The organism is Streptomyces sp. 1-11, from assembly GCF_007176755.1.
Taxonomy (GTDB): Bacteria; Actinomycetota; Actinomycetes; order Streptomycetales; family Streptomycetaceae; genus Streptomyces.
This window is the reverse complement of record NZ_BJTV01000013.1, coordinates 32,001-54,918: the sequence shown is the minus strand read 5'-3', so window position 1 is coordinate 54,918 and position 22,918 is coordinate 32,001. Positions and strand designations below refer to the sequence as shown.

General features: G+C 73.6%; 27 protein-coding genes. 14 read left to right on the top strand and 13 right to left on the bottom strand.

What is annotated here, in order from left to right; genetic code table 11:
- Nucleotides 1–11 precede the first annotated feature (11 nt).
- A complete protein-coding gene (locus tag TNCT1_RS25640; protein WP_174266450.1) occupies nt 12–308 on the bottom strand; it encodes a DUF6343 family protein in 297 nt (98 codons plus the stop codon).
- A 64-nt stretch (nt 309–372) separates the two neighbouring features.
- On the opposite strand from TNCT1_RS25640, the gene TNCT1_RS25635 reads away from it, so the two are divergent.
- The 3 genes from TNCT1_RS25635 to TNCT1_RS25625 all read left to right on the top strand — a co-directional run bounded on the left by TNCT1_RS25635 (nt 373) and on the right by TNCT1_RS25625 (nt 2,570).
- A complete protein-coding gene (locus TNCT1_RS25635; protein WP_143636259.1) occupies nt 373–1,281 on the top strand; it encodes an acyltransferase domain-containing protein in 909 nt (302 codons plus the stop codon).
- A gap of 63 nt (nt 1,282–1,344) precedes the next feature.
- Nucleotides 1,345–2,037: a bifunctional 2-polyprenyl-6-hydroxyphenol methylase/3-demethylubiquinol 3-O-methyltransferase UbiG gene (locus TNCT1_RS25630; RefSeq protein WP_235902891.1), complete on the top strand. Its 693-nt coding sequence runs from the start codon at nt 1,345–1,347 to the stop codon at nt 2,035–2,037.
- Between the two features lie 83 nt (nt 2,038–2,120).
- The gene (locus TNCT1_RS25625; protein ID WP_143636257.1) at nt 2,121–2,570 is read left to right on the top strand and encodes a DoxX family protein; all 450 of its coding nucleotides are present in this window, start codon (nt 2,121–2,123) and stop codon (nt 2,568–2,570) included.
- 208 nt (nt 2,571–2,778) lie between these two features.
- Here TNCT1_RS25625 and TNCT1_RS25620 read toward each other — a convergent pair whose 3' ends face one another.
- A complete protein-coding gene (locus TNCT1_RS25620; RefSeq protein ID WP_143636255.1) occupies nt 2,779–3,471 on the bottom strand; it encodes an RNA-binding S4 domain-containing protein in 693 nt (230 codons plus the stop codon).
- 225 nt (nt 3,472–3,696) lie between these two features.
- Here TNCT1_RS25620 and TNCT1_RS25615 point away from each other — a divergent pair, with 225 nt between their 5' ends.
- Nucleotides 3,697–4,392, top strand: a complete 696-nt coding sequence (locus TNCT1_RS25615; RefSeq protein WP_143636253.1) for a uracil-DNA glycosylase — start codon at nt 3,697–3,699, stop codon at nt 4,390–4,392.
- Between the two features lie 144 nt (nt 4,393–4,536).
- Here TNCT1_RS25615 and TNCT1_RS25610 read toward each other — a convergent pair whose 3' ends face one another.
- Complete coding sequence (locus TNCT1_RS25610) at nt 4,537–5,004, bottom strand: GNAT family N-acetyltransferase (RefSeq protein WP_143636251.1); 468 nt, start codon at nt 5,002–5,004, stop codon at nt 4,537–4,539.
- Nucleotides 5,001–5,417 carry a RidA family protein gene (locus TNCT1_RS25605; RefSeq protein ID WP_143636249.1) on the bottom strand — a complete coding sequence of 139 codons (417 nt, stop codon included), beginning with the start codon at nt 5,415–5,417 and terminating at the stop codon, nt 5,001–5,003. The genes TNCT1_RS25610 and TNCT1_RS25605 overlap by 4 nt, the downstream gene beginning before the upstream one ends.
- A 266-nt stretch (nt 5,418–5,683) precedes the next feature.
- On the opposite strand from TNCT1_RS25605, the gene TNCT1_RS25600 reads away from it, so the two are divergent.
- From TNCT1_RS25600 to TNCT1_RS35900, 3 genes are all read left to right on the top strand, one after another.
- Nucleotides 5,684–7,543 carry an FUSC family protein gene (locus tag TNCT1_RS25600; protein ID WP_143636247.1) on the top strand — a complete coding sequence of 620 codons (1,860 nt, stop codon included), beginning with the start codon at nt 5,684–5,686 and terminating at the stop codon, nt 7,541–7,543.
- A gap of 190 nt (nt 7,544–7,733) precedes the next feature.
- Nucleotides 7,734–8,378, top strand: a complete 645-nt coding sequence (locus TNCT1_RS25595) for a DUF899 domain-containing protein (protein ID WP_143636245.1) — start codon at nt 7,734–7,736, stop codon at nt 8,376–8,378.
- Between the two features lie 204 nt (nt 8,379–8,582).
- A complete protein-coding gene (locus tag TNCT1_RS35900; protein WP_174266446.1) occupies nt 8,583–8,756 on the top strand; it encodes a hypothetical protein in 174 nt (57 codons plus the stop codon).
- A gap of 181 nt (nt 8,757–8,937) precedes the next feature.
- Here the strand turns inward: TNCT1_RS35900 and TNCT1_RS25590 are convergent, their stop codons facing one another.
- Both TNCT1_RS25590 and TNCT1_RS25585 read right to left on the bottom strand, forming a co-directional pair.
- Nucleotides 8,938–9,378: a hypothetical protein gene (locus TNCT1_RS25590; protein ID WP_143636243.1), complete on the bottom strand. Its 441-nt coding sequence runs from the start codon at nt 9,376–9,378 to the stop codon at nt 8,938–8,940.
- Nucleotides 9,375–10,079 (bottom strand): ATP-binding protein, encoded by a 705-nt coding sequence (locus TNCT1_RS25585; RefSeq protein ID WP_373920505.1) that lies wholly within the window; start codon nt 10,077–10,079, stop codon nt 9,375–9,377. The genes TNCT1_RS25590 and TNCT1_RS25585 overlap by 4 nt, the downstream gene beginning before the upstream one ends.
- Before the next feature lie 191 nt (nt 10,080–10,270).
- On the opposite strand from TNCT1_RS25585, the gene TNCT1_RS25580 reads away from it, so the two are divergent.
- From TNCT1_RS25580 to TNCT1_RS25570, 3 genes are all read left to right on the top strand, one after another.
- The gene (locus TNCT1_RS25580; RefSeq protein WP_143636239.1) at nt 10,271–11,131 is read left to right on the top strand and encodes a helix-turn-helix transcriptional regulator; all 861 of its coding nucleotides are present in this window, start codon (nt 10,271–10,273) and stop codon (nt 11,129–11,131) included.
- Nucleotides 11,132–11,386: a DUF397 domain-containing protein gene (locus tag TNCT1_RS25575; RefSeq protein ID WP_143636238.1), complete on the top strand. Its 255-nt coding sequence runs from the start codon at nt 11,132–11,134 to the stop codon at nt 11,384–11,386.
- An 88-nt stretch (nt 11,387–11,474) separates the two neighbouring features.
- Entirely contained in the window at nt 11,475–12,284 is an 810-nt protein-coding gene (locus TNCT1_RS25570) for an SAM-dependent methyltransferase (protein WP_143636236.1), read from the top strand.
- Nucleotides 12,285–12,321: 37 nt separating this feature from the next.
- Here TNCT1_RS25570 and TNCT1_RS25565 read toward each other — a convergent pair whose 3' ends face one another.
- Together TNCT1_RS25565 and TNCT1_RS25560 are read right to left on the bottom strand one after the other, a co-directional pair.
- A complete protein-coding gene (locus tag TNCT1_RS25565; RefSeq protein WP_143636234.1) occupies nt 12,322–13,809 on the bottom strand; it encodes a glutamate synthase subunit beta in 1,488 nt (495 codons plus the stop codon).
- Nucleotides 13,810–14,125: 316 nt separating this feature from the next.
- Nucleotides 14,126–14,818, bottom strand: coding sequence for a DUF2293 domain-containing protein (locus tag TNCT1_RS25560; protein ID WP_143636232.1), 693 nt, complete (start codon nt 14,816–14,818; stop codon nt 14,126–14,128).
- 68 nt (nt 14,819–14,886) lie between these two features.
- Between TNCT1_RS25560 and TNCT1_RS25555 the strand changes: the two genes are divergently transcribed.
- On the top strand, nt 14,887–15,531 hold the full coding sequence (locus tag TNCT1_RS25555; protein ID WP_143636230.1) for a uridine kinase: 645 nt from the start codon (nt 14,887–14,889) through the stop codon (nt 15,529–15,531).
- 83 nt (nt 15,532–15,614) lie between these two features.
- On the opposite strand, the gene TNCT1_RS25550 is transcribed toward TNCT1_RS25555, so the two are convergent.
- Nucleotides 15,615–16,742 (bottom strand): magnesium and cobalt transport protein CorA, encoded by a 1,128-nt coding sequence (locus TNCT1_RS25550; RefSeq protein WP_143636228.1) that lies wholly within the window; start codon nt 16,740–16,742, stop codon nt 15,615–15,617.
- A gap of 188 nt (nt 16,743–16,930) precedes the next feature.
- Here TNCT1_RS25550 and TNCT1_RS25545 point away from each other — a divergent pair, with 188 nt between their 5' ends.
- On the top strand, nt 16,931–17,728 hold the full coding sequence (locus TNCT1_RS25545) for a methyltransferase (protein WP_143636226.1): 798 nt from the start codon (nt 16,931–16,933) through the stop codon (nt 17,726–17,728).
- A gap of 112 nt (nt 17,729–17,840) precedes the next feature.
- Here TNCT1_RS25545 and TNCT1_RS25540 read toward each other — a convergent pair whose 3' ends face one another.
- Entirely contained in the window at nt 17,841–18,818 is a 978-nt protein-coding gene (locus TNCT1_RS25540; RefSeq protein ID WP_174266448.1) for a PfkB family carbohydrate kinase, read from the bottom strand.
- Nucleotides 18,803–19,711 (bottom strand): pseudouridine-5'-phosphate glycosidase, encoded by a 909-nt coding sequence (locus tag TNCT1_RS25535; protein WP_143636224.1) that lies wholly within the window; start codon nt 19,709–19,711, stop codon nt 18,803–18,805. The genes TNCT1_RS25540 and TNCT1_RS25535 overlap by 16 nt, the downstream gene beginning before the upstream one ends.
- 99 nt (nt 19,712–19,810) lie before the next feature.
- On the opposite strand from TNCT1_RS25535, the gene TNCT1_RS25530 reads away from it, so the two are divergent.
- Complete coding sequence (locus tag TNCT1_RS25530) at nt 19,811–20,239, top strand: VOC family protein (protein WP_143636222.1); 429 nt, start codon at nt 19,811–19,813, stop codon at nt 20,237–20,239.
- Between the two features lie 15 nt (nt 20,240–20,254).
- Here TNCT1_RS25530 and TNCT1_RS25525 read toward each other — a convergent pair whose 3' ends face one another.
- Nucleotides 20,255–20,809: a methylated-DNA--[protein]-cysteine S-methyltransferase gene (locus TNCT1_RS25525; protein WP_143636221.1), complete on the bottom strand. Its 555-nt coding sequence runs from the start codon at nt 20,807–20,809 to the stop codon at nt 20,255–20,257.
- A 53-nt stretch (nt 20,810–20,862) separates the two neighbouring features.
- On the bottom strand, nt 20,863–21,732 hold the full coding sequence (locus TNCT1_RS25520; RefSeq protein WP_143636218.1) for a glycerophosphodiester phosphodiesterase family protein: 870 nt from the start codon (nt 21,730–21,732) through the stop codon (nt 20,863–20,865).
- A gap of 281 nt (nt 21,733–22,013) precedes the next feature.
- Between TNCT1_RS25520 and TNCT1_RS25515 the strand changes: the two genes are divergently transcribed.
- Nucleotides 22,014–22,892: an MHYT domain-containing protein gene (locus tag TNCT1_RS25515; protein ID WP_143636216.1), complete on the top strand. Its 879-nt coding sequence runs from the start codon at nt 22,014–22,016 to the stop codon at nt 22,890–22,892.
- Nucleotides 22,893–22,918 lie beyond the last annotated feature (26 nt).

The window sequence follows — 22,918 nt, the reverse complement described above, 5'->3', positions numbered from 1 at the left end:
GCCGGCACCCCTCACGGACGGCGGGACCACGGCGGCCCGGGCCCCCGGGGACCGCCCTCCGGCGGCGAGTACGGAGGAACCCCGGGCCCCGGCTGATAGTGCGGGCCCTGCCGCATGTGCCTGACGATCACCGCCAGGTCCACCGTGGCCACCAGCCACAGCACCCCGCACGCGGCCGCCCAGCCAGGACGCCCGACCAGCGAGAACACCGCCGTCCCGAAGACCGCCCAGAGCACCCCCCACAGGCTCAGCCAGAACCGCGCCCGCAGCGCACTGCGCGCGGTCACCGGCTCACTGCCCGTACGCATCCGGACCACCACTCCTGACTTGCAACGTACTCTTCGAGAGGACACACACCAAGGGGGTCACCGCGTGCTGCCGGACGCCGACGAACTGGCCGAGGAACTCCTCGACCTGGCCGTACCCCTCGAAGACGTCGACGACCTCGTGCGCATGGCCCGCCGCGTGCGCGACGACCCCGAACTGCGGCAGTCCCTCGAGAACGCCGTCGCCGGCCTGGTGCACGACCTCGGAGAGATCCGCGGCGGCGCCGACCTGCCCGACCTCGACTGGCCGGCGGGCCCGCTGCAACGCTGCTTCCCCGTCTACGTCCTCGTCGCGGCCCTGCCCCACCTCCGCCGCCACCACCGCGAGCGCGGCATCCCCGCCGACATCACCCGGCGCACCCTCGCCGACCTCGGCCGCAACATGACCACCCACCGCAGACGCCACGGCCGGGCCGGCCTCGCGGCGCCACGCTGGCTCACCCTGCACTGGCGCGGCGAGCTCTACCAGCTGGGACGCCTGCAGTTCCAGCGGGCCCCGCTCGGGCCCGGCACCGCAGCGGCACTCGCGGCGGCCGGACTGGACGTGACCGAACGGACGCCCTGCCTGAACCTCCACATACCCGCCTACACCGGCCCCCTCACACCGGCCGCCTGCGACCGCTCCCTGGCCCTGGCCGCGGACTTCTTCGCCCGCCACTACCCCGACGAGAAGCACCCGGCCGCCGTCTGCCACTCCTGGCTGCTCGACCCCCAGCTGAAGCAGTACCTCCCCGCGCACTCCAACATCGTCCGCTTCCAGGAACGGTTCCGCACCGCCCACGACGACCCCGAACCGGCCGACACCACACCCGTCAGGTTCGTCTTCGGCGACCCGGACCTGCCGATCACCGACCTGCCCCGGCACACCCCCGTAGAACGAGCGGTCGGCGACCATCTGCGGTCCGGAGGCCACTGGTACATCGGGCACGGATGGTTCCCGTTCCCCAGCACGTGACTCGAACGAGTGAACCACCGCCCCCTCAGGAACGCCCCTCCCCACCCCACCCGTTCTCCCGGCATGACAGTCGAAATGCGTGAGGGATACCAAGGAACCGGACCCGGTGCGATCACCCCGGACGGCTGCGCGGTCGAGCTGTACACACGGCTCCCTGTCGGCGCCGAACCGGACATCATCGCGGGCGCCGTACCCGCCGGAGCGCACATCCTCGAACTCGGCAGCGGAGTGGGCCGGATGACCCACGCCCTGCTGCAACGCGGCTTCACGGTCACGGCGGTGGACGAGTCCGCCGAGATGCTCGCCCACGTCCGCGGCGCACGCACCATATGCGGACCGATCGAAAAGCTCGATCTGGACGAGAAGTTCGACGTGGTCATGCTCGCCTCCTTCCTCGTCCACGCCGGGGACATCGAGGTGCGCCGGGGCCTGCTGCGCACCTGCGCCCGACACGTGGCGGAGGGCGGCTGCGTGCTCATCCAGCGAGAGGGCGAGGACTATCACACCGACATACCGAGAGAGCGGGTCGACCCGAGCGGCTTCACCGTACGGATCGCCTCCGACGAACCGGTCGGCGACGGAGTGCGCTCGGTGCGCGCCGAGTACGTGTTCCCCGACGCGGTCTGGACCCAGACGTTCCTGAGCCGGCCCCTGACCCAGGAGCAGTTCCAACAGGCGCTGGCGGAGACGGGACTGGAGGTGGACGCCTGCCTGACCCCGGACGGGACCTGGGTGAGGGCGGTATCGACGGCGTAGCGGCGAACCACCGATGAGTTCTCGGCACGGTGCCCGTCTACCTCTGTGACAGCAATCGGGACCGCTTCACACAGGAGACCACCATGTCCGAGACCGCCGCCCGCGTCGCCTCCAGCGCCTCCCCGACCGCCCGCGGTCGCTTCGCCCGGATCGCCCTGCGCTCGGTGCAGGTGCTGCTCGCCCTGTTCTACGCGATCGCGAGCGCGCTGCCCAAGCTGATCGCGCATCCGTCGGCCGTCGAGTCCTTCGACAAGATGGGCTGGGGCAGCGCGGGCATGTACGCCATCGGGGTGCTGGAACTGGCCGGTGCCGTCGCGCTGTTGGTGCCGGTCCTGCAGTCGGTGGCGGCGATGGCGCTGAGCGCGCTGATGGTGGGCGCGTTCATCGTCCAGCTCACCGCCTTCGACGGTCAGAACGCGGCGACCCCGCTAATCCTGATCGTGCCGCTCGCGCTGATCGCCTGGGCCCGGCGTGCCCACAACAAGGACCTGCTGCGACTGCTGCGGGGCGCAGGCGGCGGCCGCCAGGCGTGACCTGAGCGGCAGACGGCCAGTGACGTCGGTGAAGGGCCGCGGCCGGCACACGCCGGACGAGGCAGGCCGCACGTCCGACGTGCGGAGGCCGCGCGTCCGACGTGTGCGGGACATGGTCCGACATGCGCCGAACCTGGGCAGCGGATCGTGTACGAACGAGGGGGAGGGGTTGGGGGGGTGGGGGGGAGGGGCCCCCGCGGAGGCGAACTCACCGCCCCCGTGAACGCCCGCCCGATCCTCCGGCCCCGCCCGCCCTGCCACGCCCGCCGGTGCCCTGTGACCGTCCCGGACCACCGGGCCCACCGGGGCTACCGGGACCACCTGCTCCGCCCAGCGCCCCCGGTGCGCCAGGGGCGCCCGGTCCACCGAAGCCGCCCAGGCCGCCCAGGCCGCGCAGCCGTTCCAGCTCACGGCGGTCCCGCTTGGTGGGACGGCCGGCGCCCCGGTCGCGGAGGCCGGCCGGAGCGACGGCCTCGCGGGGCGGCGGGGGCGGGGAGTTGTCGATGTAGCACTGGACGGCCACCGGGGCGCCGACGCGTTTGCGGATCAGCCGCTTGACGATGACGACGCGCTCCCGGCCTTCGTGCCGCAGACGCACCTCGTCGCCGACGCGCACGGAGTACGCGGGCTTCACGCGCTCGCCGTTGACGTGCACGTGCCCGCCGCGGCAGGCGGTGGCGCCCAGCGAACGGGTCTTGATCAGACGGACCGCCCAGATCCAGCTGTCGATCCGTACCGTCTCGCCCTTGCCCGGACCGGCCGCCTCGGCGGCGGCCACCGCGGCGGCGATCTTGGGTTCGAGCGGCTGGGAGCCCGTGGCCCCGGCACCCTCGGCGCCTGCGGCGGGGCCCGGTTCGCCGCCGTCACGGTGCACGTTCTCGTCCGCATCCTCGGAAGCCATGCCCCGACCCTAACTCCCCGGGCAGTCAGAGCCGGGCTGGTTTTCCGGCGACAGCCCGGACCACGTACCCGCCTCCCCGCCCCGCCCCCGCGTACGTTCCCGTAGCGGCCGGCCACCCGCGGTCCGCCGGCGCGGGGCCCGTGAGCCGGACCGGCACAGGGGCCGCGGTCCGTCGGCGCCAGGCCCGTGAACCGGACCGCCACACGGCGGGCTTACGGTGGCGGCATGGACGACAGCAGCGACCTGACCCGGCTGGACCGGCGCGTCGCGGAGTGCCGGGCCTGCCCGAGGCTGGTCGAGTGGCGTGAAGAGGTGGCCCGCACCAAGCGGGCCGCGTTCGCCGACTGGACCTACTGGGGGCGGCCGGTGCCCGGCTTCGGCCCGGCCGACGCCCGGCTTGCGATCATCGGACTGGCCCCGGCGGCGCACGGGGGCAACCGCACCGGCCGTATGTTCACCGGTGACCGCTCCGGCGACGTGCTGTACCAGGCGCTGTACGACGTGGGGCTCGCCTCGCAGCCCACCTCGGAGCGGCTCGGCGACGGCCTGGAGCTGTACGGGGTCCGCGTCACCTCACCCGTGCACTGCGCCCCGCCCGCGAACAAACCCACCCCCGCCGAGCGCGACACCTGCCGGCCCTGGCTGGTGGAGGAGCTGGGGCTGCTGCGGCCGACGCTCAGGGCCGCCGTCGTGCTCGGCGCCTTCGGCTGGCAGGCCGCGCTGCCCGCGTTCGCCGAGGCGGGCTGGCCCGTGCCCCGGCCGCGCCCGGCGTTCGCCCACGGCGCCCGGGTCGCCCTCGACGGCCTGGACGTCTTCGGCTGCTTCCACGTCAGCCAGCGCAACACCTTCACCGGCCGGCTCACCGCCGAGATGCTCCGCGAGGTGCTGCGCACGGCCGCGGACACGGCCGGGCTGCCGTGACCGCTCCTCCCGGCCGCGCGGCACACGCCCGCCCGAGGAGGAACCGACCGTCCCCTGGACGAGGAGCACCGCCAGCCACCTGCCCCGCGAGAGCGACCCGCCGCCCGGCCCTGGACGCGGAGCCCGCCCGCCGCCGAACGGTCCTCAGGGCCGCCACTCGTACCGCACGTCCGGCTCCCGTTCCTCGTTGCCGCTGCCGTCCGTGTGCTCGGCGGCGACGAATCCGTGCCGCTCGTAGAAGCGGTGCGCGGGCTTGTTGACCTGGAAGGTCCACAGCGTGAGCCCCTGCGGACTGCGCTCCTTGGCGAGGGCGACGAACCGGTCCCCGACACCCCGCCCGCGCCACCCGGGATCCAGGTAGAGCTGGGACAGCGAAGTGCCGTCCAGGACCATCACGCCGACGATCCCGTGCCCTTCCTCGGTCGCCTCAGCGACCCAGGTCTCCCGCAGCGGCACCACCACGTCGCGGAAATAGTTCCGCACGTCGTCGTCGGTGCGGGGCCGGACGACCGTGGGCAGCGCGGCCGCGAACGACCGCAGCCAGACGCCGGCGGCCGCAGCGGCGTCGGCCGCCACCGCCCGCCGCAGCACGACACCGTTCCCGGACGTCATCGGTCCGCCCCCGTTTCCGGCACCACGGCCGTCGCCGTGATCTCCACGAGCTGACCGGTGTAGCCGAGGCAGGCGACACCGAGCAGCGTGGACGAGTGGGGGCCACGGCTCAGCCCGGAGGCCTCGACGACCTCCCACACCGCGGACAGCACGGAGGGCTCGGCGCTGACGACGTACACCTCCGTCCCCAGCACGTGTTCCAGACCGCTGCCGACGGAGCGCAGCTGTTCCGTCAGGTTGGCGATCACCTGCTCGGCCTGCCGCACCGGATCCCCGGGTCCGACCACCTCGCCCTTCTCGTCGAGCGGCACGGCCCCCGCCAGGAAGGCGAGCCTGGTGCCCGCCTCGACGACGGAGACATGGGAGTAGGTGGGCGGCGGGAAGAGGGCGGGGGAGGTCACTCGCCGGATCATGGCGGCTCCTGGTGTGGTGGGCGGACAACTTCCCGATCATCCGGGGGCAGCCCGGTCCCGCGCACCCGAATTTCCGCCCCGGCGGTCTCCCTGGGCGGGCCGGGTTCCGTTCATAAAGAAGCCGCCCGATCCGGGGCATATTTCACCTCGCCGAAACGTCATGGAACAGGGCCTTCGGGGTACGCCGCTTATCCTGGGAACCGCACCTCACCGCTCGGCCACTGTCGTCCGAAGGCCCAGATCGCCCTCGTATGGACAGGAGCCCCGTGTCGCGCCCCGCCGCACTGTCACTGCCGCCCTGGTTCGCGCACGCCCTGCGCACCCAGCGTGGGCCCGTCCCGTGGAGTGCGCTGATCCGCGGCGCGCTCGCCGCCGGGCCGCTGCTGCTGACCGGGATGCTCGCCGGCCGCACACCGCTGGGGGTGCTCGCCGCCATCGCCGCGATGCTCGCCGGGATCAACGACCGGCCCGGCAGCAGGCGGGCCTCCGTCGAACGGCTCGGGGTGCCCGCGCTGGCCGGGACGCTCGGGCTGCTCGTGGGCACCTGCGCCGGGCAGCAGTTGTCCGCGGTGCCGCTGACCCTGCTGTTGACCTTGCTCGGGCTGGCCGCCGGGGGCATCAGCGCCGTCGGGCCCGTCGCCTCCGCCGCCGGCACGCAATTGCTCGTCACCGCCGCCATCGGCGCCGGGATGCAAGGGGACACGAGCGCCTGGCAGCAGGGCCTGGCCTTCCTCGCCGGAGCGGGCTGGCTGCTCCTGCTGCGCCTCGCCCTGCCCACGCCCGGGTCGATCGCCGGTGACTTCCGCTTCGACGGCGAGCGGGCGGCGGTCGCCGATGTGTACGAGGCCATCGCCGGGCTGCTCGACGCCACGGGCGGCGCGGCCGCCACGGCCCGGCGGGCCGCGCTCACCGCCGCCCTGGACCACGCCCAGGACGCCCTGGCCGGACCCCGGCTGCGCCGCCGCGCCAGCTCCGCCGCCGAGCGCCGGCTGCACGCCCAGTTCACCGCCGCGCTGCCCCTCGCCGAAGCCGCCACCGCCCTGGCCTGGGCGGGCGAGCCGGTCTCCGCGCGGGCGGCCGAAGGACCCCGGCGGCTGGCCGCCGCCGTCCGCGGCAACACCGGCACCGGCCCGCTGCCCGCCCCCAACCGGTCGGCGCCCGCCCTGCGCGCCCTCGACGACGCCCTGCTGCGCGCCGCCGAGGCCTTCGACCGGGCCGGGAACGGCGTGCACCGGCTGGCCGCCCGGCGGCGCGGCGTCCGGGCCGCTGTCCGGGACGCGGTCAAGGCCGCGTTCGGCACCGGCGGCCGGGAGTACGGACTGCGGGTCGCCCTCTGCTTCGGGGCCAGCGCGGCCGTCGCCCAGGCGCTGCACGACGCCCGCTGGTACGGGCAGCACCAGCACTGGTACTGGCTGCCGGCCACGACCGTCTTCCTGGTCAAGCCCGACCTCGGTCCGCTCGCCTCGCGGGTGCTGTGCCGGGCGGCCGGAACCGTGTTCGGCGCCCTCTTGTTCGCCGGTCTCGCCGCGCTGCTGCCCCGGCCGGAGGGCCTGGTCGTCCTGGTGACGGTGTGCGGGGCGCTCGTCCCGCTCTCCACCCGGAACTTCGCGGCGCTGACCGCCGTCATCACCCCCCTGGTGCTCGCCCTGGTCATGATCGGCGGCGAGCCGCAGGCTTCGCTGAGCCGTATCGGCGAGACCCTGCTGGCCTGCGCGATCGTGCTGGTCGTCGGGCATCTGCCGATGCCCGGCGAGCGGGGCGGCGGAGTACGGGCCCGGCTCGACGCCGCGGGGAGCGCCGCGCACGCCTACCTGGTGCACGTCCTGAGCGAGCCCGGCGACCGGGCCGAACGGTGGGCGCTGCGCCGGGAGGCCTACCGCACCCTCGCCGAGGCCCGTACGGCGATCGCGGTCTCGGCCGCCGAGCTGCCCGCCCTGGCCCGGCACACCGAGGGCACGGACGGCGTCGCCGTCGTCCTGGAACGCCTCGTGGACACCACCACGGCCTGCGCGGTGCACCTCGACGACACCGGACGGCTCACCCCCCAGCACACCGGCCTGCTGCGGGACCTGCTCGACGAGCTGGAGCGGCGCGAGGGATGGGCCGCGCCGCCCGTCGCCGCGTAGCCCCGGACCGGCCGGCCCGGAGGACGCCGGCCGTCGGCCGGAAGGAGCCGGCTGCCTACGGAGGACGCGCGCCTCGCCCCGGCCGGCCGGACCGCGAGAAAAAAATCTTCGTGGGCTCCGATGAGTTCCGCGCCCGACGGCGGTCACCAACCGGAACCGACTTGGTACAGGCCGTAGGACAGGAGGGCCCATGTCGCTTCCGGAGATCGTCTCGCGCGAGCGGTGGCGCGCGGCACGGGAGGCGTTGCTGCTGAAGGAGGAGGCGGTTCGCAGAGCGCGGGAGGCGCTGGCCGCCGAGCGCCGGCGACTGCCCAGGGTGGAGGTCGACCCGGAGTACGTGTTCGAGGGCGGCGACGGCAAGGCCACCCTCCTGGACCTCTTCGAGGGCCGAAGCCAACTCGTGGTCCACCACTTCATGTTCGCCCCCGAGTGGCAGGCCGGCTGCCCCTGCTGCGCGGCCTTCCTCGACCAGGTCGGCCACCTCGCCCACCTGCACGCCCGCGACACCTCGTTCGCGGCCGTGTCCCGGGCGCCGTTCACCCGGATCTTGCCGTTCAAGGCGCGGATGGGCTGGGCGGTGCCCTGGTACTCGTCCTGCCACAGCGAGTTCAACCTCGACTTCGAGGCGACCGTGGAGCGGGACGGGGAACCGGTCGAACGCCCGGGTCTCAGTTGCTTCCTGCGGGAACGGGACCGCGTCTTCCACACCTACTCGGTCCACGACGACGCCTTGGACACACTGGGCACCACCGCCGGCCTGCTCGACCTGACCGCGCTCGGCCGCAACCCGCTGGGCGGCGACCGGCTCCGCTACCACGACGAGTACCAGGACTGACGTGTCCGCGCCGGGCGCGAGGTACTGACACGTAGAGCACGGCATCCGTCGCGGAACGTGCGGTTCGTGTCGCAAGGTGAACGGATCCTCACGGTCCGCGCTGAACGGGTGTCAAGAAGGTCTCAGTCGGGTCACTGGGCGAGGCGTTCGCCTTCCTCAGAGCGTTAACTCTCACGAGTACAACGCTTCTGGAGGTGCGAGATGGTGAACGGGCGAACAGTGCTCGAACGCTTTCCCGCAGGCGGCCCGCGAGGATCGTGGCCCGCCGAGGAGTTCGCGCACGCGCGGCGTCTCGAAGGTCTGCCCGCCGAGGTCGTCATGGATCTGGCGACGGACACGTTCCTGGTGATCGTGCGGGGCGGCGACGGTGTCGAGTGAGACGGCCGCGGCCGGCCCCGGGACCGGCGCCCTCACCTTGCGCCGCCTGGCCCGCGGCGCCCTCAGCGTGCGCCGCCCGGCCCGCGGCGCCTTCCCCGCGCTCCGCCCGGCCCGCGGCCGGTACGGCTCCATATAGCGGTCGCCTCCGGTCGGTGGTTCCCCGGGAGTGCCGAGGGGCGTGTCAGGCGGATACGGCCCGGGACCAGTCCGGAGTGGTGCCGGTCACCCGGCACAGCGCCAGGTACAGCGGGATCGGCGGGGTGTACGGGACCGTCCCCTCGGGCCGGTTGATCAGGCGCGCGGTGCCGGGGACGGGGGCGCCGGCGGCGTAGTGGGCGGGGGCGGGCCAGGGCAGGGCGTAGTCGGAGTCCGACGGGACGATCCACCACCAGTGCGTCTCGTCGGCGTACACGCAGCCCACGCGGGGCAGCCGCGGCACGATCAGGGGGCCGAGGCGGTCCGGTACGGCCACGGCGTCACAGCCGAGCGGGGCCGTCATGCCCTCGGGGACCGCCGGGCGGCGGACCTGGGCCGGGACCGGGGCCGGGGTCTGCCGGTGGCGTCCGAGCCGGACCAGGGTGTCCAGGCCGAGTCGGCGGCGGCACTCGTCGGCGCCGCTCACAGGTGCTCCCACGTCCGGCGCCGCTGCGCCGGGGCCCGGTGCCGGGCCTGCGCTTCCTCCTCGTCGCCGGGGCCTGGCTGCGGGCCGCCGGGCTTGGGGCGGGTGCCCCAGCCCAGGTCGTTGCGCGGTTCACCGGCATCGTGGGCCGCGTCGCTCTGACGGGGCAGCTCGGCCCAGACCAGCAGGCCGGGCCCGTGCTCCTGGGCGCCCCAGGCGCGGCAGAGCGCGTCCACGAGGAGCAGTCCCCGCCCGTGCTCCTCGTCGGGCCGCTGCGGTGACGGGTGGGGTTCGCCGGGTGCGCAGCCCTCGTCGTGCACGGCTATGCGCACCGTGTCGTCGTGGTCGTGCAGCTCGCACACGACCCGGCTGCTCGCGGTGTGCACGATCGCGTTGGTGACCAGCTCGGATATCACGAGGGCCGCGGTGTCGCAGGTGTCCTCGCACACCGACCAGCCGGTCAGCCGGGCGCGCGCCAGGCGTCTCGCCCGGGCGGGGGATCCCGGGTGCGCGGCCAGCTCGAAGCGGAACCGGCGGCCGGCGGCGCTCCCGTCACGGGTCGCCGCGCCACCCGCACCGGAGCCTGCCCGAGCGGGGGAACCCCCATGGGCGCCGGGCCGCAGAGGGGCTGCGGCGGCGTCTGTTCCTAAGGGCGCGGACGGAATCACGCTTGCCACTATCTCCCCGGCGTGAACACTTGGCAAGTGTCACTCTGAAAAGTGCAGAGTGCTGTGTGACGGGGTCGGCGGGCGTGGCACACTGCTCGCAACGACATTTCGTGCGGCGCCAATTGGGACCGTCGGCGATCCAGCGGATCCTCGAACGAGTCTTCGATCGGCGCCGCAGGGCTGTCGGGAATCTTTTGCCGTGGCGGACGTCGTGTCGGAGGTGGAGCGTGAGCGAACCGCGGTCCGCGCCGACCGTGGGCCAGGTGGTCCTCGGCAGGCGCCTGCTCGATCTGCGGGAACGCGCCGGCCTGAAGCGCGAGGAGGCCGCCCGCGTCCTGCGTGTCGCCCCCGCCACCATCCGCCGGATGGAGATGGCCGAGGTCGCCCTCAAGATCCCGTACCTGCAACTGCTGCTGAAGGCCTACGGCGTTCCCGACGACGAGGCCGAACTCTTCGTCCAGCTCGCCGAGGAGGCCAACCGGCCGGGGTGGTGGCAGCGGTTCCACGACATCCTCCCGGGCTGGTTCTCGATGTACGTCAGCCTCGAGGGCGCGGCCGCTCTCATCCGCTCCTACGAGCCGCACTTCGTCCCCGGTCTGCTGCAGACCGAGGACTACGCGCGCGGCGTGCTGAAGTCGGGCGCCATCGGCCAGACCAGCCCCGACGACATCGAACGCCATGTCGCGCTGCGCATGCAGCGCCAGAACCTGCTCACCCGCCCCGACGCCCCGCGCTTCTGGGCGGTGACGGACGAGACCGCCCTGCGCCGGCAGGTCGGCGGTCCCGAGGTGATGCGCGCGCAGATCGACAAGCTGCTTCAGGTCACGGAACTGCCCAACGTGACGCTCCAGGTCGCCCCGTTCGCCAACGGGCCGCACCCGGGGACGTACGGGCCCTTCGTGATCTTCCGGTTCGCCGTGCCCGAACTTCCGGACATGGTCTACAGCGAGTACCTGACCGGCGCGGTCTACCTGGACGCGCGCTCCGAGGTGGCGACCCATCTCGAGGTCATGGACCGCATGGCGGCGCAGGCCGCCACCGCACAACGCACGAAGGAGGTCCTCCTGGATCTCCGCAAGGAGCTGTGAATGGATCGCATCATGCCGCGCAGTGGCGTCTACAACGGCATGCCCGCGCGGGAGCTGGGCAGCGAGGGGTGGCACAAGCCCTGGAGCGGCGGCAACGGCGGCAACTGCCTGGAGGCGATGAAGCTCGCCGACGGCCGGATCGCCGTACGCCAGTCGACCGACCCGGACGGACCCGCGCTGATCTACACCTCGGACGAGATGACCGCCTTCATCGAGGGCGCCAAGGCGGGGGTGGCCGACTTCCTCCTCTCCTGAACCCCTGCTGATTATTGTTTGTCACTCAACTTCCTTATGGTGAGGCCGACTTGATTCCCCGACGCGTCAGACGTTTACGGAGCGCCGCATGACAGGGCAGGACCCGACGGCCGTCCAGATCGACACCAGCAGGCCGCATCCCGCGCGCATGTACGACTGGTACCTCGGCGGCAAGGACAACTACCCCGTCGACGAGCAGATGGGCCGGCAGATGCTGGCCCTCGACCCCCGGGTCCCGGTGATGGCCAGGGTCAACCGGGCCTTCATGCACCGGGCCACGACCTGGCTGGCCCGGCAGGGCGTCCGCCAGTTCCTGGACATCGGCACCGGCATCCCCACCGAGCCGAACCTGCACCAGGTCGCCCAGCGGGTCGCGCCCGACGCCCGCGTCGTCTACTGCGACAACGACCCGATCGTGCTGGCCCACGCGGCGGCCCTGCTGCGCAGCACGCCCCAGGGCGCCACCGAGTACCTGCAGGCCGACGTGCGCGACCCGGCAGCGATCGTCGACGGCGCCCGGCGGATCCTGGACTTCGACCGGCCGGTGGCGCTCTCTCTCGTCGCCCTGCTGCACTTCGTCTCCGACGAGGACGGCGCGCACGAACTGGTGGGCCGCCTGCTGGCCGAACTGCCCCCGGGCAGCTACCTGACGATGACCCACGCCACCTCCGACTTCACCCCGGAGGAGTCGGCGGCTGCCACCGAGAAGCTCAAGGCGGCCGGTGTCACCCTGGCTCTGCGCTCCCGCGAGGAGTTCGCCCGCTTCTTCGACGGCCTCGACCTCGTCGAGCCCGGCGTCGAGATCGTGCACCAGTGGCACCCCGAGCTGGGCGAGCCGGTGCCCGGCCAGGACGACGGGGTGATCCCGGGGTACGGAGCGGTGGCACGCAAGCGATAGACCCGCCGGCCGCCGGTGACGGGGTGGGGGCGTGCGGCTACGCGGTCATCGGCCGGTCGAACGCCGATATCGGCGCGGGCAGGCGTGAATCACCGGTCAGATACCGGTCGACGGCCGCCGCCACAGCCCGGCCCTCGGCTATCGCCCACACGATGAGCGACTGCCCGCGCGCCGCGTCCCCGGCGGCGAAGACACCGGGGACGTTGGTGGCGAAGCCCTCGTCCCGGGCGATCGTGCCGCGCGGCCGCATGGTGAGCCCCAACTGCTCGACGAGCCCGTCCTCCCGGTCGGGCCCGGAGAAGCCGAGGGCGAGCAGCACCAGGTCGGCGGGCAGGGTGCGTCCGGTGCCCGGCACCGGCTCCCGCCGCTCGTCCACCTCGACCAGGTGCAGCGACCGGACGTGGCCGTCGTCGTCCCCGTCGAAGCGGAGCGTCGACGCCGCGAACAGCCGGGCGTCGGCGTCCGCCGCCGGAGCCGTCCGCAGGTCTCCCGCCTCCTGGTGCGCGGGGGACAGCCGGTAGATCTTCGGATACGTCGGCCAGGGGTCGGTGTCCTCGTCGCGCTCGGCGCCCGGCTGCGCGTAGATGTCCAGCTGGCTCACGGACGCGGCGCCCTCCCGCACCGCGGTGCCCAGGCAGTCGGCGCCGGTGTCCCCGCCACCCACGATCACCACGTGCTTCCCGGCCGCGGACAGCGGCGAGAGCGCCAGGTCCCCCTCACACACCCGGTTGGCCAGCGGCAGGTACTCCATCGCCTGGTGTATCCCGTGCAGCTCCCGTCCCGGCACCGGCAGTTCCCGCCAGGCCGTCGCACCCGTCGCGAGCACCACGGCGTCGTACCGCGTGCGCAGCTCGGCCGCCGGCACGTCCCGCCCGACCGCCGTCGACGTGCGGAACTTCGTCCCCTCGGCCCGCATCTGCTCCAGCCGCCGCTCCAGGTGGCGCTTCTCCATCTTGAACTCGGGGATGCCGTAGCGCATCAGCCCCCCGAGTCGGTCGTCCTTCTCGTACACCGCGACGGTGTGACCGGCCCGGGTCAGCTGCTGTGCCGCGGCGAGCCCCGTCGGCCCGGACCCGATCACCGCGACGGTCCGGCCCGACAGCCGCTCCGGAGGCCGCGGCGGGGTGAACCCCTCCTCCCAGGCCCGGTCGGCGATCGCGCACTCGACGTTCTTGATGGTGACCGCGGGCTGGTTGATCGCGAGCACACACCCCGCCTCACAGGGCGCCGGGCACAGCCGGCCGGTGAACTCGGGGAAGTTGTTCGTCGCGTGCAGCCGGTCGCTCGCCGCCCGCCAGTCCTCCCGGGCGACCAGGTCGTTCCACTCGGGGATGAGGTTGCCCAGCGGACAGGCCTGGTGGCAGAACGGGACGCCGCAGTCCATGCAGCGGTCCGCCTGCTTGCTGATGATGGGCAGCAGCGCGCCCGGGACGTACACCTCGCCCCAGTCCCGGACCCGTTCCTCGACGGGCCGCCGCGGCCACTCCTGCCGCGGCGTGGTCATGAACCCCTTGGGATCGGCCATGGTCGTGTTCCTCGCGTACGTGTACCGGGGTGCGGGCTGTACGACGGGCCGTGCGCCATCGGCGGCACTCCTCCGGGCCACGATACGTCCGCGCCCGTCCCCGCGCAGTGCGGCGGGCAGCGCCTTTTCAGGCCTCCCGGCGGGGAGCCTGCGGCCCGCTGCGGCTCGCGATGCGGCGGCCCTCCCGGGCGGGGAGTCTGCCGCTCGCTGCGGCCCCCGGCGCGGTGCCCTCCCGGGCGGGGAGTCTGCCCGCCCGCTGCGGCCCCGGCGCGGACGCGGGCCCGGTCCCCGGGACGCGAGCCCGGCCCCCCGCCCGTCAGCCGGTGTCGGCGGCTAGAGCCCACCCCCGCAGCACCCCGGCCACTGCCGGCGCGATCCGCTGACGTGCCTCGTACCTCGGCACTCCGTTCATAAGGAGCTGGTCGTAGGGAGTGTCCACATGCCGTACGGCGGCCACGACAGCCGAGGTCACCGCGCTCTCGGTCAGCGCACGGCCGGCCGCACTCCGCCCGACCCGCCCGCTGCCCCGCGCCGACGCGTGCGCCGCGATCGCCCGGGCCCGCTCGGCCGGGCAGGCGGGAAACAGGCGCCCGATCTCCGAGGCGAACGCCGCCGCGAACCGTTCGTCCTCCGCCGCCCTGCGCCTGGCGTCCCGGGCCCGCCGCCGGCGTCGTGCCTCCGCGTCCGCCAGGCAGCGTGCCTCGGCCCGGGCCAGCGCCGGCTCCTCCACGAGCAGGCCCTGCCGTTCGTAACGGCCCTGGCGCCGGTTGAACCGCACCACCACCGCCCACAGCACGCTCTCCTCCCGCGCCCTGCGGGTCAGCGCCGTGTCCCCGCGCGGCAGCAGGACCAGGTGCCCGAGGTCGGCGCAGTCCAGACAGCGCGGCGCACCGTCCTCCAGCACGAGCAGCGACAGCGGGCCGCGCCGGCAACCCGCACAGTGCTTGCGCCGCGAGGGCTGGACCACGACAAGCCCGCCCGAGGGAAGCGGAGTTGCGGAAGCCGTCATGGGTGTTTCCTTCCCCGTCCAGGTCCACCGCTCCCGCGCCGCCCGCACACACCCGGCATCATGGCCCTGTGCGACTGGAAGCGATCACCTGGGACCGGCTCGCCGAGCTGCTGGCCGACCGGCTGCTCGAGCTGGAGCCGGCCGACGGCGGCGCCTGGCCGCGCGCCGCCTTCGACGGGGCGCCGGCCGCCCGTCCGGGGGACCTGGCCGACCGCGTCGCCGAAGCGCTGCGCGTGCGCGGGCGGCCCGCGCTGGTCGTCGGTGCGGAGGGCTTCCTGCGCCCGGCCTCCCTCCGGCTGGAGCACGGCCGACGGGACACCGAGTCGTACTACAGCGGCTGGTTCGACACCGGCGCCCTGTGGCGGGAGGTGTTCGGCCCGCTCGACCCCGGCGGCAGCGGCCGCGTCCTGCCCGACCTGTGGGACCCGGTCACCGACCGCGCCACCCGCAGTCCGTACGTCCGACTCCCGCCCGGCGGCGTCCTGTTGCTGCACGGCCCCCTCCTGCTGCGCCACTGGTTCCCGTTCGACCTGAGCGTCCACCTCCTCCTCTCCCCGGGCGCCCTGCGCCGCCGCACCCCGGAGTCCGACCACTGGACCCTTCCCGCCTTCGAGCGCTACACGGCCGAGGCCGCCCCCGCGGACGCGGCCGACGTCCTGGTGCGCGCCGACGACCCACGGCATCCCGCCTGGAACGGCCGGGCGAGCGGCTGAACCGCCCGGCCGGCAGGCCTCCCCGCCCGGCTGTCCCCCCTGCCGGCCGCGCCCCCCTGCCCGCGCCGGGCCGGCGTGCCGGGTCAGAGCCAGCCGTTGCGCCGGAAACCCCGGTACAGCACGAGACAGGCCATCGCCGTCACACCCATGACCAGTGGATATCCGAGACGCCAGTGCAGCTCCGGCATGTACTTGAAGTTCATGCCGTAGACCCCGCACACCATCGTCGGCACGGCGACCACCGCCGCCCAGGCCGTGATCTTCCGCATGTCCTCGTTCTGCGCGACCGTCACCTGCGCCAGGTGTGCCTGCAGGATCGAGTTGAGCAGTTCGTCGAAAGCGGCTATCTGGTCCTTGGCCCGCATCAAGTGGTCGGACACGTCCCGGAAGTACGCCTGTATCTCCGGTGCGACCACCCGTATCGGCCGGGTCGCCAGATCCTCCACCGGACGCCCGAGCGGCACCACCGCGCGCTTCAGCTCCAGCAGTTCCCGCTTGAGCTGGTAGATGCGCCCCGGGTCGGCCCGCGCGCCGCCCTCGGAGAACACATCCGTCTCGACCTGCTCCACGTCGGCCTGCACCGCGTCCGTGACGCTCAGATACTCGTCGACGACATGGTCGGCGATGGCGTGCAGCACCGCCGCCGGGCCCTTGGCGAGCTGCTCCGGATCCGCCTCCAGCTCCTCGCGCAGCGGCCCCAGTGACCCGTGCCTGCCGTGCCGGACCGTGATGACGAAGTCCTCGCCGACGAACACCATGATCTCGCCGGTGCCGACCACCTCGCTGGTCGCCGTCAGCTGCTCGTGCTCCACGTAGCAGACGGTCTTGAACACGGCGAACAGGGTTTCCGCGTACCGCTCCAGCTTCGGGCGCTGATGGGCCTCCACCGCGTCCTCCACCGCCAGCGGATGCAGGTCGAAGAGCCGGGCGACGTCGGCGAACTCGCCGTCCGTCGGCTCGTGCAGCCCAAGCCAGACGAACCCCTCGCCGCTCCTGCGCACCCTGGCCACGGCGTCCACCAGGTCGGAGCACCCCGGAACCCGAACCCCGTCCTGGTACGTAACGCAGTTCACCACCGACGAACCCAGGGGCGACCGGGCCGGATGGCTCAGGTCCACGCGCGGCCGCCGTCTCGTCAGCCGCGCCACCTTGCGCAGCCCGCCGGCCCTGCCCAGTCCCGTGACCTTCCGCAGGTTCCCTGCCATGGACATCTGGATCTCCTCGGGTGGATCTCCTCGGGTGGATCTCCTCACACGACGCCTTCGCGTCCTGCCCGGCAAGTGTGCCAGCCCCGCGGAAGGTCCGTGCGGGCCTGTGGGAACGGCCACTTCCGGTTTGTTCCCGCCTGTGGACGGCGCCCTCCCCGGCGGTCCGCCCCGCCGGATGCGATGCTCGCGGCATGACATCATCCGGCGGATATCTCCTGGACAACCAGCAGGACGAGGCGGAGGAGCGCTTCCACGCCTTCACCTCCCTCTTCGATCCGACGACGTTCCGGCACCTCGAAGCCCTCGGCGTCGGACCGGGCGCGCGGTGCTGGGAGGTCGGCGCGGGCGGCACGTCCGTGGTGTCATGGCTCGCCGAGCGGGCCGGCCCCACCGGCAAGGCCGTCGCCACCGACATCGACACCTCCCGGCTCGCCGCCGCGGCCGGGCCCACGGTCGAGGTGCGCGTCCACGACGTGGGCGCGCAGGAGCCGCCGGGCGAGGGCTTCGACCTGGTGCACGCCCGGCTGGTCCTCGTCCATGTCCCGGACCGCGACAGGGCGTTGCGGTCCATGATCGACGCGCTGCGGCCCGGGGGACGGCTGCTGATCGAGGACGCCGACCCGGCCCTCCAGCCGCTGCTCTGCCCCGATGAGCACGGCCCTGAGCAGCGGCTCGCCAACCGCCTGCGGCACGGGTTCCGCAGCCTGCTCGCCGATCGCGGCGCAGACCTCTCGTACGGCCGCAGGCTGCCGCGCCTGCTGCGTGAGGCCGGACTGCACGAGGTGGAGGCCGACGCCTTCTTCCCCGTGGCCTCGCCGGCCTGCACCGCCCTGGAGTCCGCCACAGTCCGTCAGATCCGTGGCCGGCTGGTGGCCGCGGGCCTCGCCACCGACGAGGAGATCGACCGTCACCTCGCCAACGTGCGCGCGGGCGGCATGGACCTGGCCACCGCGCCCATGATCTCCGCGTGGGGACGCAAGGGCGGCTAGCGGACCGCGGCGACCACCGCTGCCGATGCCGGGGGCGCGGATGCCGGCCATCGGCGTGGCGAGACGCGGCACCGGACGTCCCACGGGGCGATCCGTACGAGAGAGGCCGCGGTCAGCCAGGTTCGGCCGCTCCGCCGGTGCCCCGGCGCGGCGGTCTGCCGCCCACCTGCCGCACCGCCAACGCGCCTGCCCCGCAGCCCTTCGCGGCCGCCTCCTCAGCGGTGGCGCCCGCGAGCAGGGCGGCCAGGAACGCGCCGGTGAAGGCGTCGCCGGCGCCGGTCGTGTCCACCGGATCGGCCGGTGCGGCCGGAACCCGGGCCACCACGGTCCCGGAACGCGCCACCAGTGCCCCGGCCGCACCCGACTTGGCGACCACCAGCGGGACCAGCCGGCTCAACTCGGCGGCCGCGTCACCGGGTTCGGACAGCCCCGTCAGCAGGCACGCCTCGTCACGGCTCGGCAGCAGCACATCGAGACCCGCCGCGAAGGCCAGGAAGCGGTCCACGCCGAAACGCATCAGGAAACCGGCAGACGCCGGATCCAGACTGACCGGGACACCGCGCGCGCGTGCCGCGGCGAGGGCCACCCCGGCGAGCTCCCGGCTCCGCTCCGAGAACAGCAGGTAGCCCGACAGGTGCAGCCGGGCGACCCCGTCGAGCAGCGCGTCGGACCAGTCGGCGGGTTCGAGCCGCAGCGACGCCCCGCTGTCCGTGAGGAACGTGCGCTCGGCCGAGGCGCCGCCGTCGACGAGGCAGATCACCGTTCCGGTCGCCGCCTCCCCGTCGATCACCAGCCGGGGCCGCACCCCGGCCGCCGCCAGTTCCCGCTCGTGCCACCGCGCCGCGTCCGCGCCCACCCGGCCGAGCAGCCGCACCTCCGCACAGCCCGCATGCGCCGCCCAGCAGGCCACGTTGGCCCCCGCTCCGCCCGGCAGGGCCCGGATCGCGGCGGCCGTGTCGGTGCCGGCCGCCAACGGCCCCCGGTGCCGCGCGACGACATCGGTGACGACGTCCCCGACGACCAACAACGCGGCACCGCCGCCCGCGTCCGGCCGGGCCCGGTCCCCGCCGGAGCTCACCCCTCGGCCCACGCCGTGGCGATCCGCGCCGCCAGGCGGACGTTGCCGCGCACCGCCGCGAGGTTGGCGCTCAGCGAGGCCCCGTCCGTGTGCCGCACCAGGTGGTCGAGCAGGAACGGCGTGACGCCCTGCCCGGTCACCCCGGCCTCCTCGCAGGCGCGCAGTGCCTCGGCGAGCACGCGCGCGTGCAGTTCGGGATCGAGCTGCTGCTCCGGCGGGACGGGGTTCGCGACGATCAGCGCGGAGTCCGGCGCGTCCAGCGCGTCCTGCGCCCGCATGACCCGCGCGACCTCCCGCGGGCTCTCCAGCGTCCAGTCGACCGGATGCCCGGAGTCGGACAGATAGAAGCCGGGGAACCGGCCGGTGCGGTACCCGGCGACGGCCACGCCCAGCGTCTCCAGCCGCTGCAGGGTGGCCGGCACGTCCAGGATCGACTTCACGCCCGCGCACACCACGGTGATCCTGGTCCGGGCCAGCAGACCCAGGTCGGCCGACTCGTCCTGGGTCACCGTCCACTCCCGGTGCACCCCGCCCAGCCCGCCAGTGGCGAACACGCGGACGCCCGCCAGCGCCGCGAGCTGCGCCGTGGCCGACACCGTGGTCGCCCCGCTCGCCCCCGCCGCCACGGCCAGAGGCAGGTCGCGGTGGCCCAGCTTGCGGATGCCGGCCTCGTTCGCGACCCGCTCCAACTGCTCCTTGCCGAGGCCGACATGGGGCTTCCCGTCCAGCACGGCGACGGTCGCGGGGACGGCGCCCGTCTCCCGGACCACATCCTCCAGCTCCACCGCCACCCGCAGATTGCGGGGACGCGGCAGCCCGTGCGCGATGATCGTGGACTCCAGGGCGACCACCGGCCGCCGTGCGTCGAGCGCGTCCCGGACCTCTTCCGACACCACCAGCACCACGTGCCCGCCTCCTGTCCGTCGGTCCCCTCTCATCCCTGGCGGGCGCCGAACCCGGATAAACGCTTGCGGTCTGTGGGGGACACCACCAGCCTGGGCCGCATGACCGACCACACCACGCGTCTCGACCACGTCGTCCTGTGGGTCGCCGACCCCGTGGCGGCCGCCGCCTTCTACGAGAGCACCGTCGGACTCGAGCCCCTGCGAGTCGCCGAGTACGGCGAGGGAAAGGCGTCGTTCCCCTCCGTACGCGTCAACGAGGAGACGATCCTCGACCTCGCCCCGCGGTCCTTCGCGGAGCGCATGAAGATGCTCCCCGGCGCCGCCGACAGCGCCGGCCACCCCGTCAACCACGTCTGCCTGTCCCTGCCGTCCGCCGGCTTCGACGCCCTGCGCGCCCGCCTGGAGGAGCGGTCCGTCCCGCTGACCGACATCGGGTACGGCTCCTTCGGCGCCCGCGGCGAGGCCACGCGCAGCTTCTACTTCCAGGACCCCGACAGCAACGTCATCGAGGTCCGGCACTACGGATAGCCCCGCCGGACACCGTCAGAACAGCGGTTCGGGCAGCACGCCCTCCAGGGCGAGCAGCTTCCGCTTGGTCTCCAGGCCGCCCCCGAAGCCGCCGATCCCGCCGTCGCTCTCCACCACCCGGTGGCACGGCACGACGACCGGCAGCGGATTGGCGCCCATCGCGGCGCCCACCGCCTGCGCGCCGCCGGGCTGCCCGACCCGCCCGGCCAGATCCCCGTAGCCGACCACCGTGCCGTACGGCACGGAGGAGGCCAGTTCGCGCAGCACCTGCCGGTTGAAGCCGGAGATCAGCGACCAGTCCAGGGGCAGGTCGAAATCGTGCCGCGCGCCGGCGAGGTACGCCTCGAGCTGCCGTATCGCCTCCTCCAGCAGTGGCGAGCGCGGGTCCTCGACGGGCTGGGCGCCCATCCGGGCGGCCAGCCGCTCCAGGGCCCGCTCACGCACCCCTTCTGTGGCGTGGAAGACGACGTTGACCAGTCCCTCGCCGGTCGCCGCCAGCATCAGCGGACCGATGCGGGTGTCCACGACGGCCCACACGACCCGCTGCCCGTCCTGCCCATGACTGTCCATGCCGTCACCGTACGACCCGGCACCGACAACGCCCCTCGCGCGGCGGCCCCCGCTCAGTCCGCGTCCAGTGCCGCCCGGACCACGTCGGGCTTGTTCGAGATGACGCCGTCGACGCCGTAGCCCGCGGCCTTCCGGGCCGTGGCCGCGTCGTCCACCGTCCAGGCGTACACCCCGAGCGGCCGGTCGTGCGGCCCGTCGAAGGTGTGCACGGCGGCCACGTAGCTCGCGGAGATGGACCCGTACGAGGGATTGATCAGGTCGGCGAAGCGCGCGTACCGCTGCAACTGCGCCACGGACGGCCTGCCGAGGTAGGCGGTGGTGAGCGCCGGCTTCAGCTCGTGCACCGTGCGCACGCTGTCCGCGCTGAAGCTCTGCACGACCAGCCGGCCGAGGTGCGCCCGGTTCAGCCAGCCCTCGTTGCCGAGCAGCTTCAGCGTCTGCCGCTCGATCCCCGGGTACAGCTCAGGGTTCTTGATCTCCAGGAGCAGCTTCTCGTGATTGTGTTCCACCCGGCGCATGTACTGCTTCAGGGTCGGCACGCGCGTGCCCGCGTACGCGGCGGAGAACCAGCTGCCCGCGTCCAGCCGGGCGATCTCCGCGGCGGTGAAGTCCTTCACCTTCCAGGGCGCCCGGCCGGGGAAGACCTTCTCGGCGTTCGTGGTGCGCCGCAGGCTGTCGTCGTGGATCACGACCAGCTCGCCGTCCTTGGTGCGCTGGACGTCGTTCTCGACCCAGGTGAATCCCAGGCCGGCCGCCTTGTCGATGGACGCCAGGGTGTTCTCGGGGGCGTAGGCCGAGGCGCCGCGGTGGGCGACCACCACGAGACCGGCCGCCTCGCCCGCCCGGGCGTCGGACGTGGGGGCCAGCAGGGCTGCCGCCCCCAGGATCGTGACGGCCGTGGCGGCGACTGCGCGCGCGTGCATGGGCGGACTCCTCGCGTCGTGCGAATACCGACAGCACCAGAGTGACAGCACCGAGTCAACGGCACCTGGGCGCGGGACGGCCACACCATGAACGAGGACGGCGGGACCCGCTCACGGGTACCGCACATCTGCGGCAAGGGCGTGTTTCTTTGCCGGAAAATCGTTCGACCATTCCGGTTCGGGTCATACTCTCTGCGTCAACCCTGACCGCCCGCGCGGTCTCGGGACGGGGGCGCATTTCAGATAATCCGGGACGCAACAGGGCGGAAGGGCTGCCGCGGATGCAGGGCACGGTCGACGATTACAGCTACGGGGTCGTCACCCCGCTGGTGGCCTTTGTGATGGCCTGCCTGGGCGGTGCGCTCGGACTGCGCTGCACCACCCGCGCCCTGCTGGTCACGCACTCCCGGCGCCGCGCCTGGCTGGCCCTCGGCTCTGCTGCCATCGGTTCCGGCATCTGGACCATGCACTTCGTCGCGATGCTGGGGTTCCGCATCGAGGGGGCGGCCATCCAGTACGACCAGCCCATCACCTACGCGAGCCTCGGACTCGCCATCGTGATGGTGGGCGTCGGGCTGTTCATCGTCGGCCACCGGGGAGCCACCGGTACCGCCGTGTTCACCGGCGGCACGATCACCGGACTGGGCGTCGCCTCGATGCACTACCTCGGGATGGCGGGCATGCGCTTCGACGGGCGGTTCACCTACAGCACCGCCACCGTGGCGGCCTCCGTCCTCATCGCGGTCGTGGCCGCCACCGCCGCCCTGTGGGCAGCCGGACGCGTCCGGGGCCTGCTGTGGAGCGTCGGCGCGAGCCTGGTGATGGGGCTCGCCGTCACCGGCATGCACTACACCGGCATGGCCGCCCTGCGCGTCCACCTGCACAGCGCCTCCGCGGGCGCCGAAGGCGGTCCGTCGGTCTCGGTGCTGGTGCCCATGATGATCGGCCCGCTCGCCTTCCTGCTGCTCGCCGGCGTCGTCATGATGTTCGACCCGCTGATGGTCATGGGCCGGCCGGCCCAGGCGCCCGTCGAGGACAAGCCGGGCGTGCCGGCCGCCGCCGTCGCCTCCCACCTGGCCCGGCACGCACAGCTCCACCCCGGCCGCCGGCCGGCCGGCCAGCCGCGGCCTCACGTCTCCAGGACCCCGCAGAACCGCTGACCGCGACCCGTTGTCAGTGGGTGGTC

Excerpts from the sequence above, each read along its gene's own strand:
- TNCT1_RS25640 (WP_174266450.1), bottom strand. The coding sequence starts at position 308 with ATGCGTACGGGCAGTGAGCCGGTGACCGCGCGCAGTGCGCTGCGGGCG.
- TNCT1_RS25630 (WP_235902891.1), top strand. The coding sequence starts at position 1,345 with ATGACAGTCGAAATGCGTGAGGGATACCAAGGAACCGGACCCGGTGCG.
- TNCT1_RS25625 (WP_143636257.1), top strand. The coding sequence starts at position 2,121 with ATGTCCGAGACCGCCGCCCGCGTCGCCTCCAGCGCCTCCCCGACCGCC.
- TNCT1_RS25620 (WP_143636255.1), bottom strand. The coding sequence starts at position 3,471 with ATGGCTTCCGAGGATGCGGACGAGAACGTGCACCGTGACGGCGGCGAA.
- TNCT1_RS25615 (WP_143636253.1), top strand. The coding sequence starts at position 3,697 with ATGGACGACAGCAGCGACCTGACCCGGCTGGACCGGCGCGTCGCGGAG.
- TNCT1_RS25610 (WP_143636251.1), bottom strand. The coding sequence starts at position 5,004 with ATGACGTCCGGGAACGGTGTCGTGCTGCGGCGGGCGGTGGCGGCCGAC.
- TNCT1_RS25605 (WP_143636249.1), bottom strand. The coding sequence starts at position 5,417 with ATGATCCGGCGAGTGACCTCCCCCGCCCTCTTCCCGCCGCCCACCTAC.
- TNCT1_RS25595 (WP_143636245.1), top strand. The coding sequence starts at position 7,734 with ATGTCGCTTCCGGAGATCGTCTCGCGCGAGCGGTGGCGCGCGGCACGG.
- TNCT1_RS25575 (WP_143636238.1), top strand. The coding sequence starts at position 11,132 with ATGGATCGCATCATGCCGCGCAGTGGCGTCTACAACGGCATGCCCGCG.
- TNCT1_RS25570 (WP_143636236.1), top strand. The coding sequence starts at position 11,475 with ATGACAGGGCAGGACCCGACGGCCGTCCAGATCGACACCAGCAGGCCG.
- TNCT1_RS25565 (WP_143636234.1), bottom strand. The coding sequence starts at position 13,809 with ATGGCCGATCCCAAGGGGTTCATGACCACGCCGCGGCAGGAGTGGCCG.
- TNCT1_RS25560 (WP_143636232.1), bottom strand. The coding sequence starts at position 14,818 with ATGACGGCTTCCGCAACTCCGCTTCCCTCGGGCGGGCTTGTCGTGGTC.
- TNCT1_RS25550 (WP_143636228.1), bottom strand. The coding sequence starts at position 16,742 with ATGTCCATGGCAGGGAACCTGCGGAAGGTCACGGGACTGGGCAGGGCC.
- TNCT1_RS25545 (WP_143636226.1), top strand. The coding sequence starts at position 16,931 with ATGACATCATCCGGCGGATATCTCCTGGACAACCAGCAGGACGAGGCG.
- TNCT1_RS25530 (WP_143636222.1), top strand. The coding sequence starts at position 19,811 with ATGACCGACCACACCACGCGTCTCGACCACGTCGTCCTGTGGGTCGCC.
- TNCT1_RS25525 (WP_143636221.1), bottom strand. The coding sequence starts at position 20,809 with ATGGACAGTCATGGGCAGGACGGGCAGCGGGTCGTGTGGGCCGTCGTG.
- TNCT1_RS25520 (WP_143636218.1), bottom strand. The coding sequence starts at position 21,732 with ATGCACGCGCGCGCAGTCGCCGCCACGGCCGTCACGATCCTGGGGGCG.
- TNCT1_RS25515 (WP_143636216.1), top strand. The coding sequence starts at position 22,014 with ATGCAGGGCACGGTCGACGATTACAGCTACGGGGTCGTCACCCCGCTG.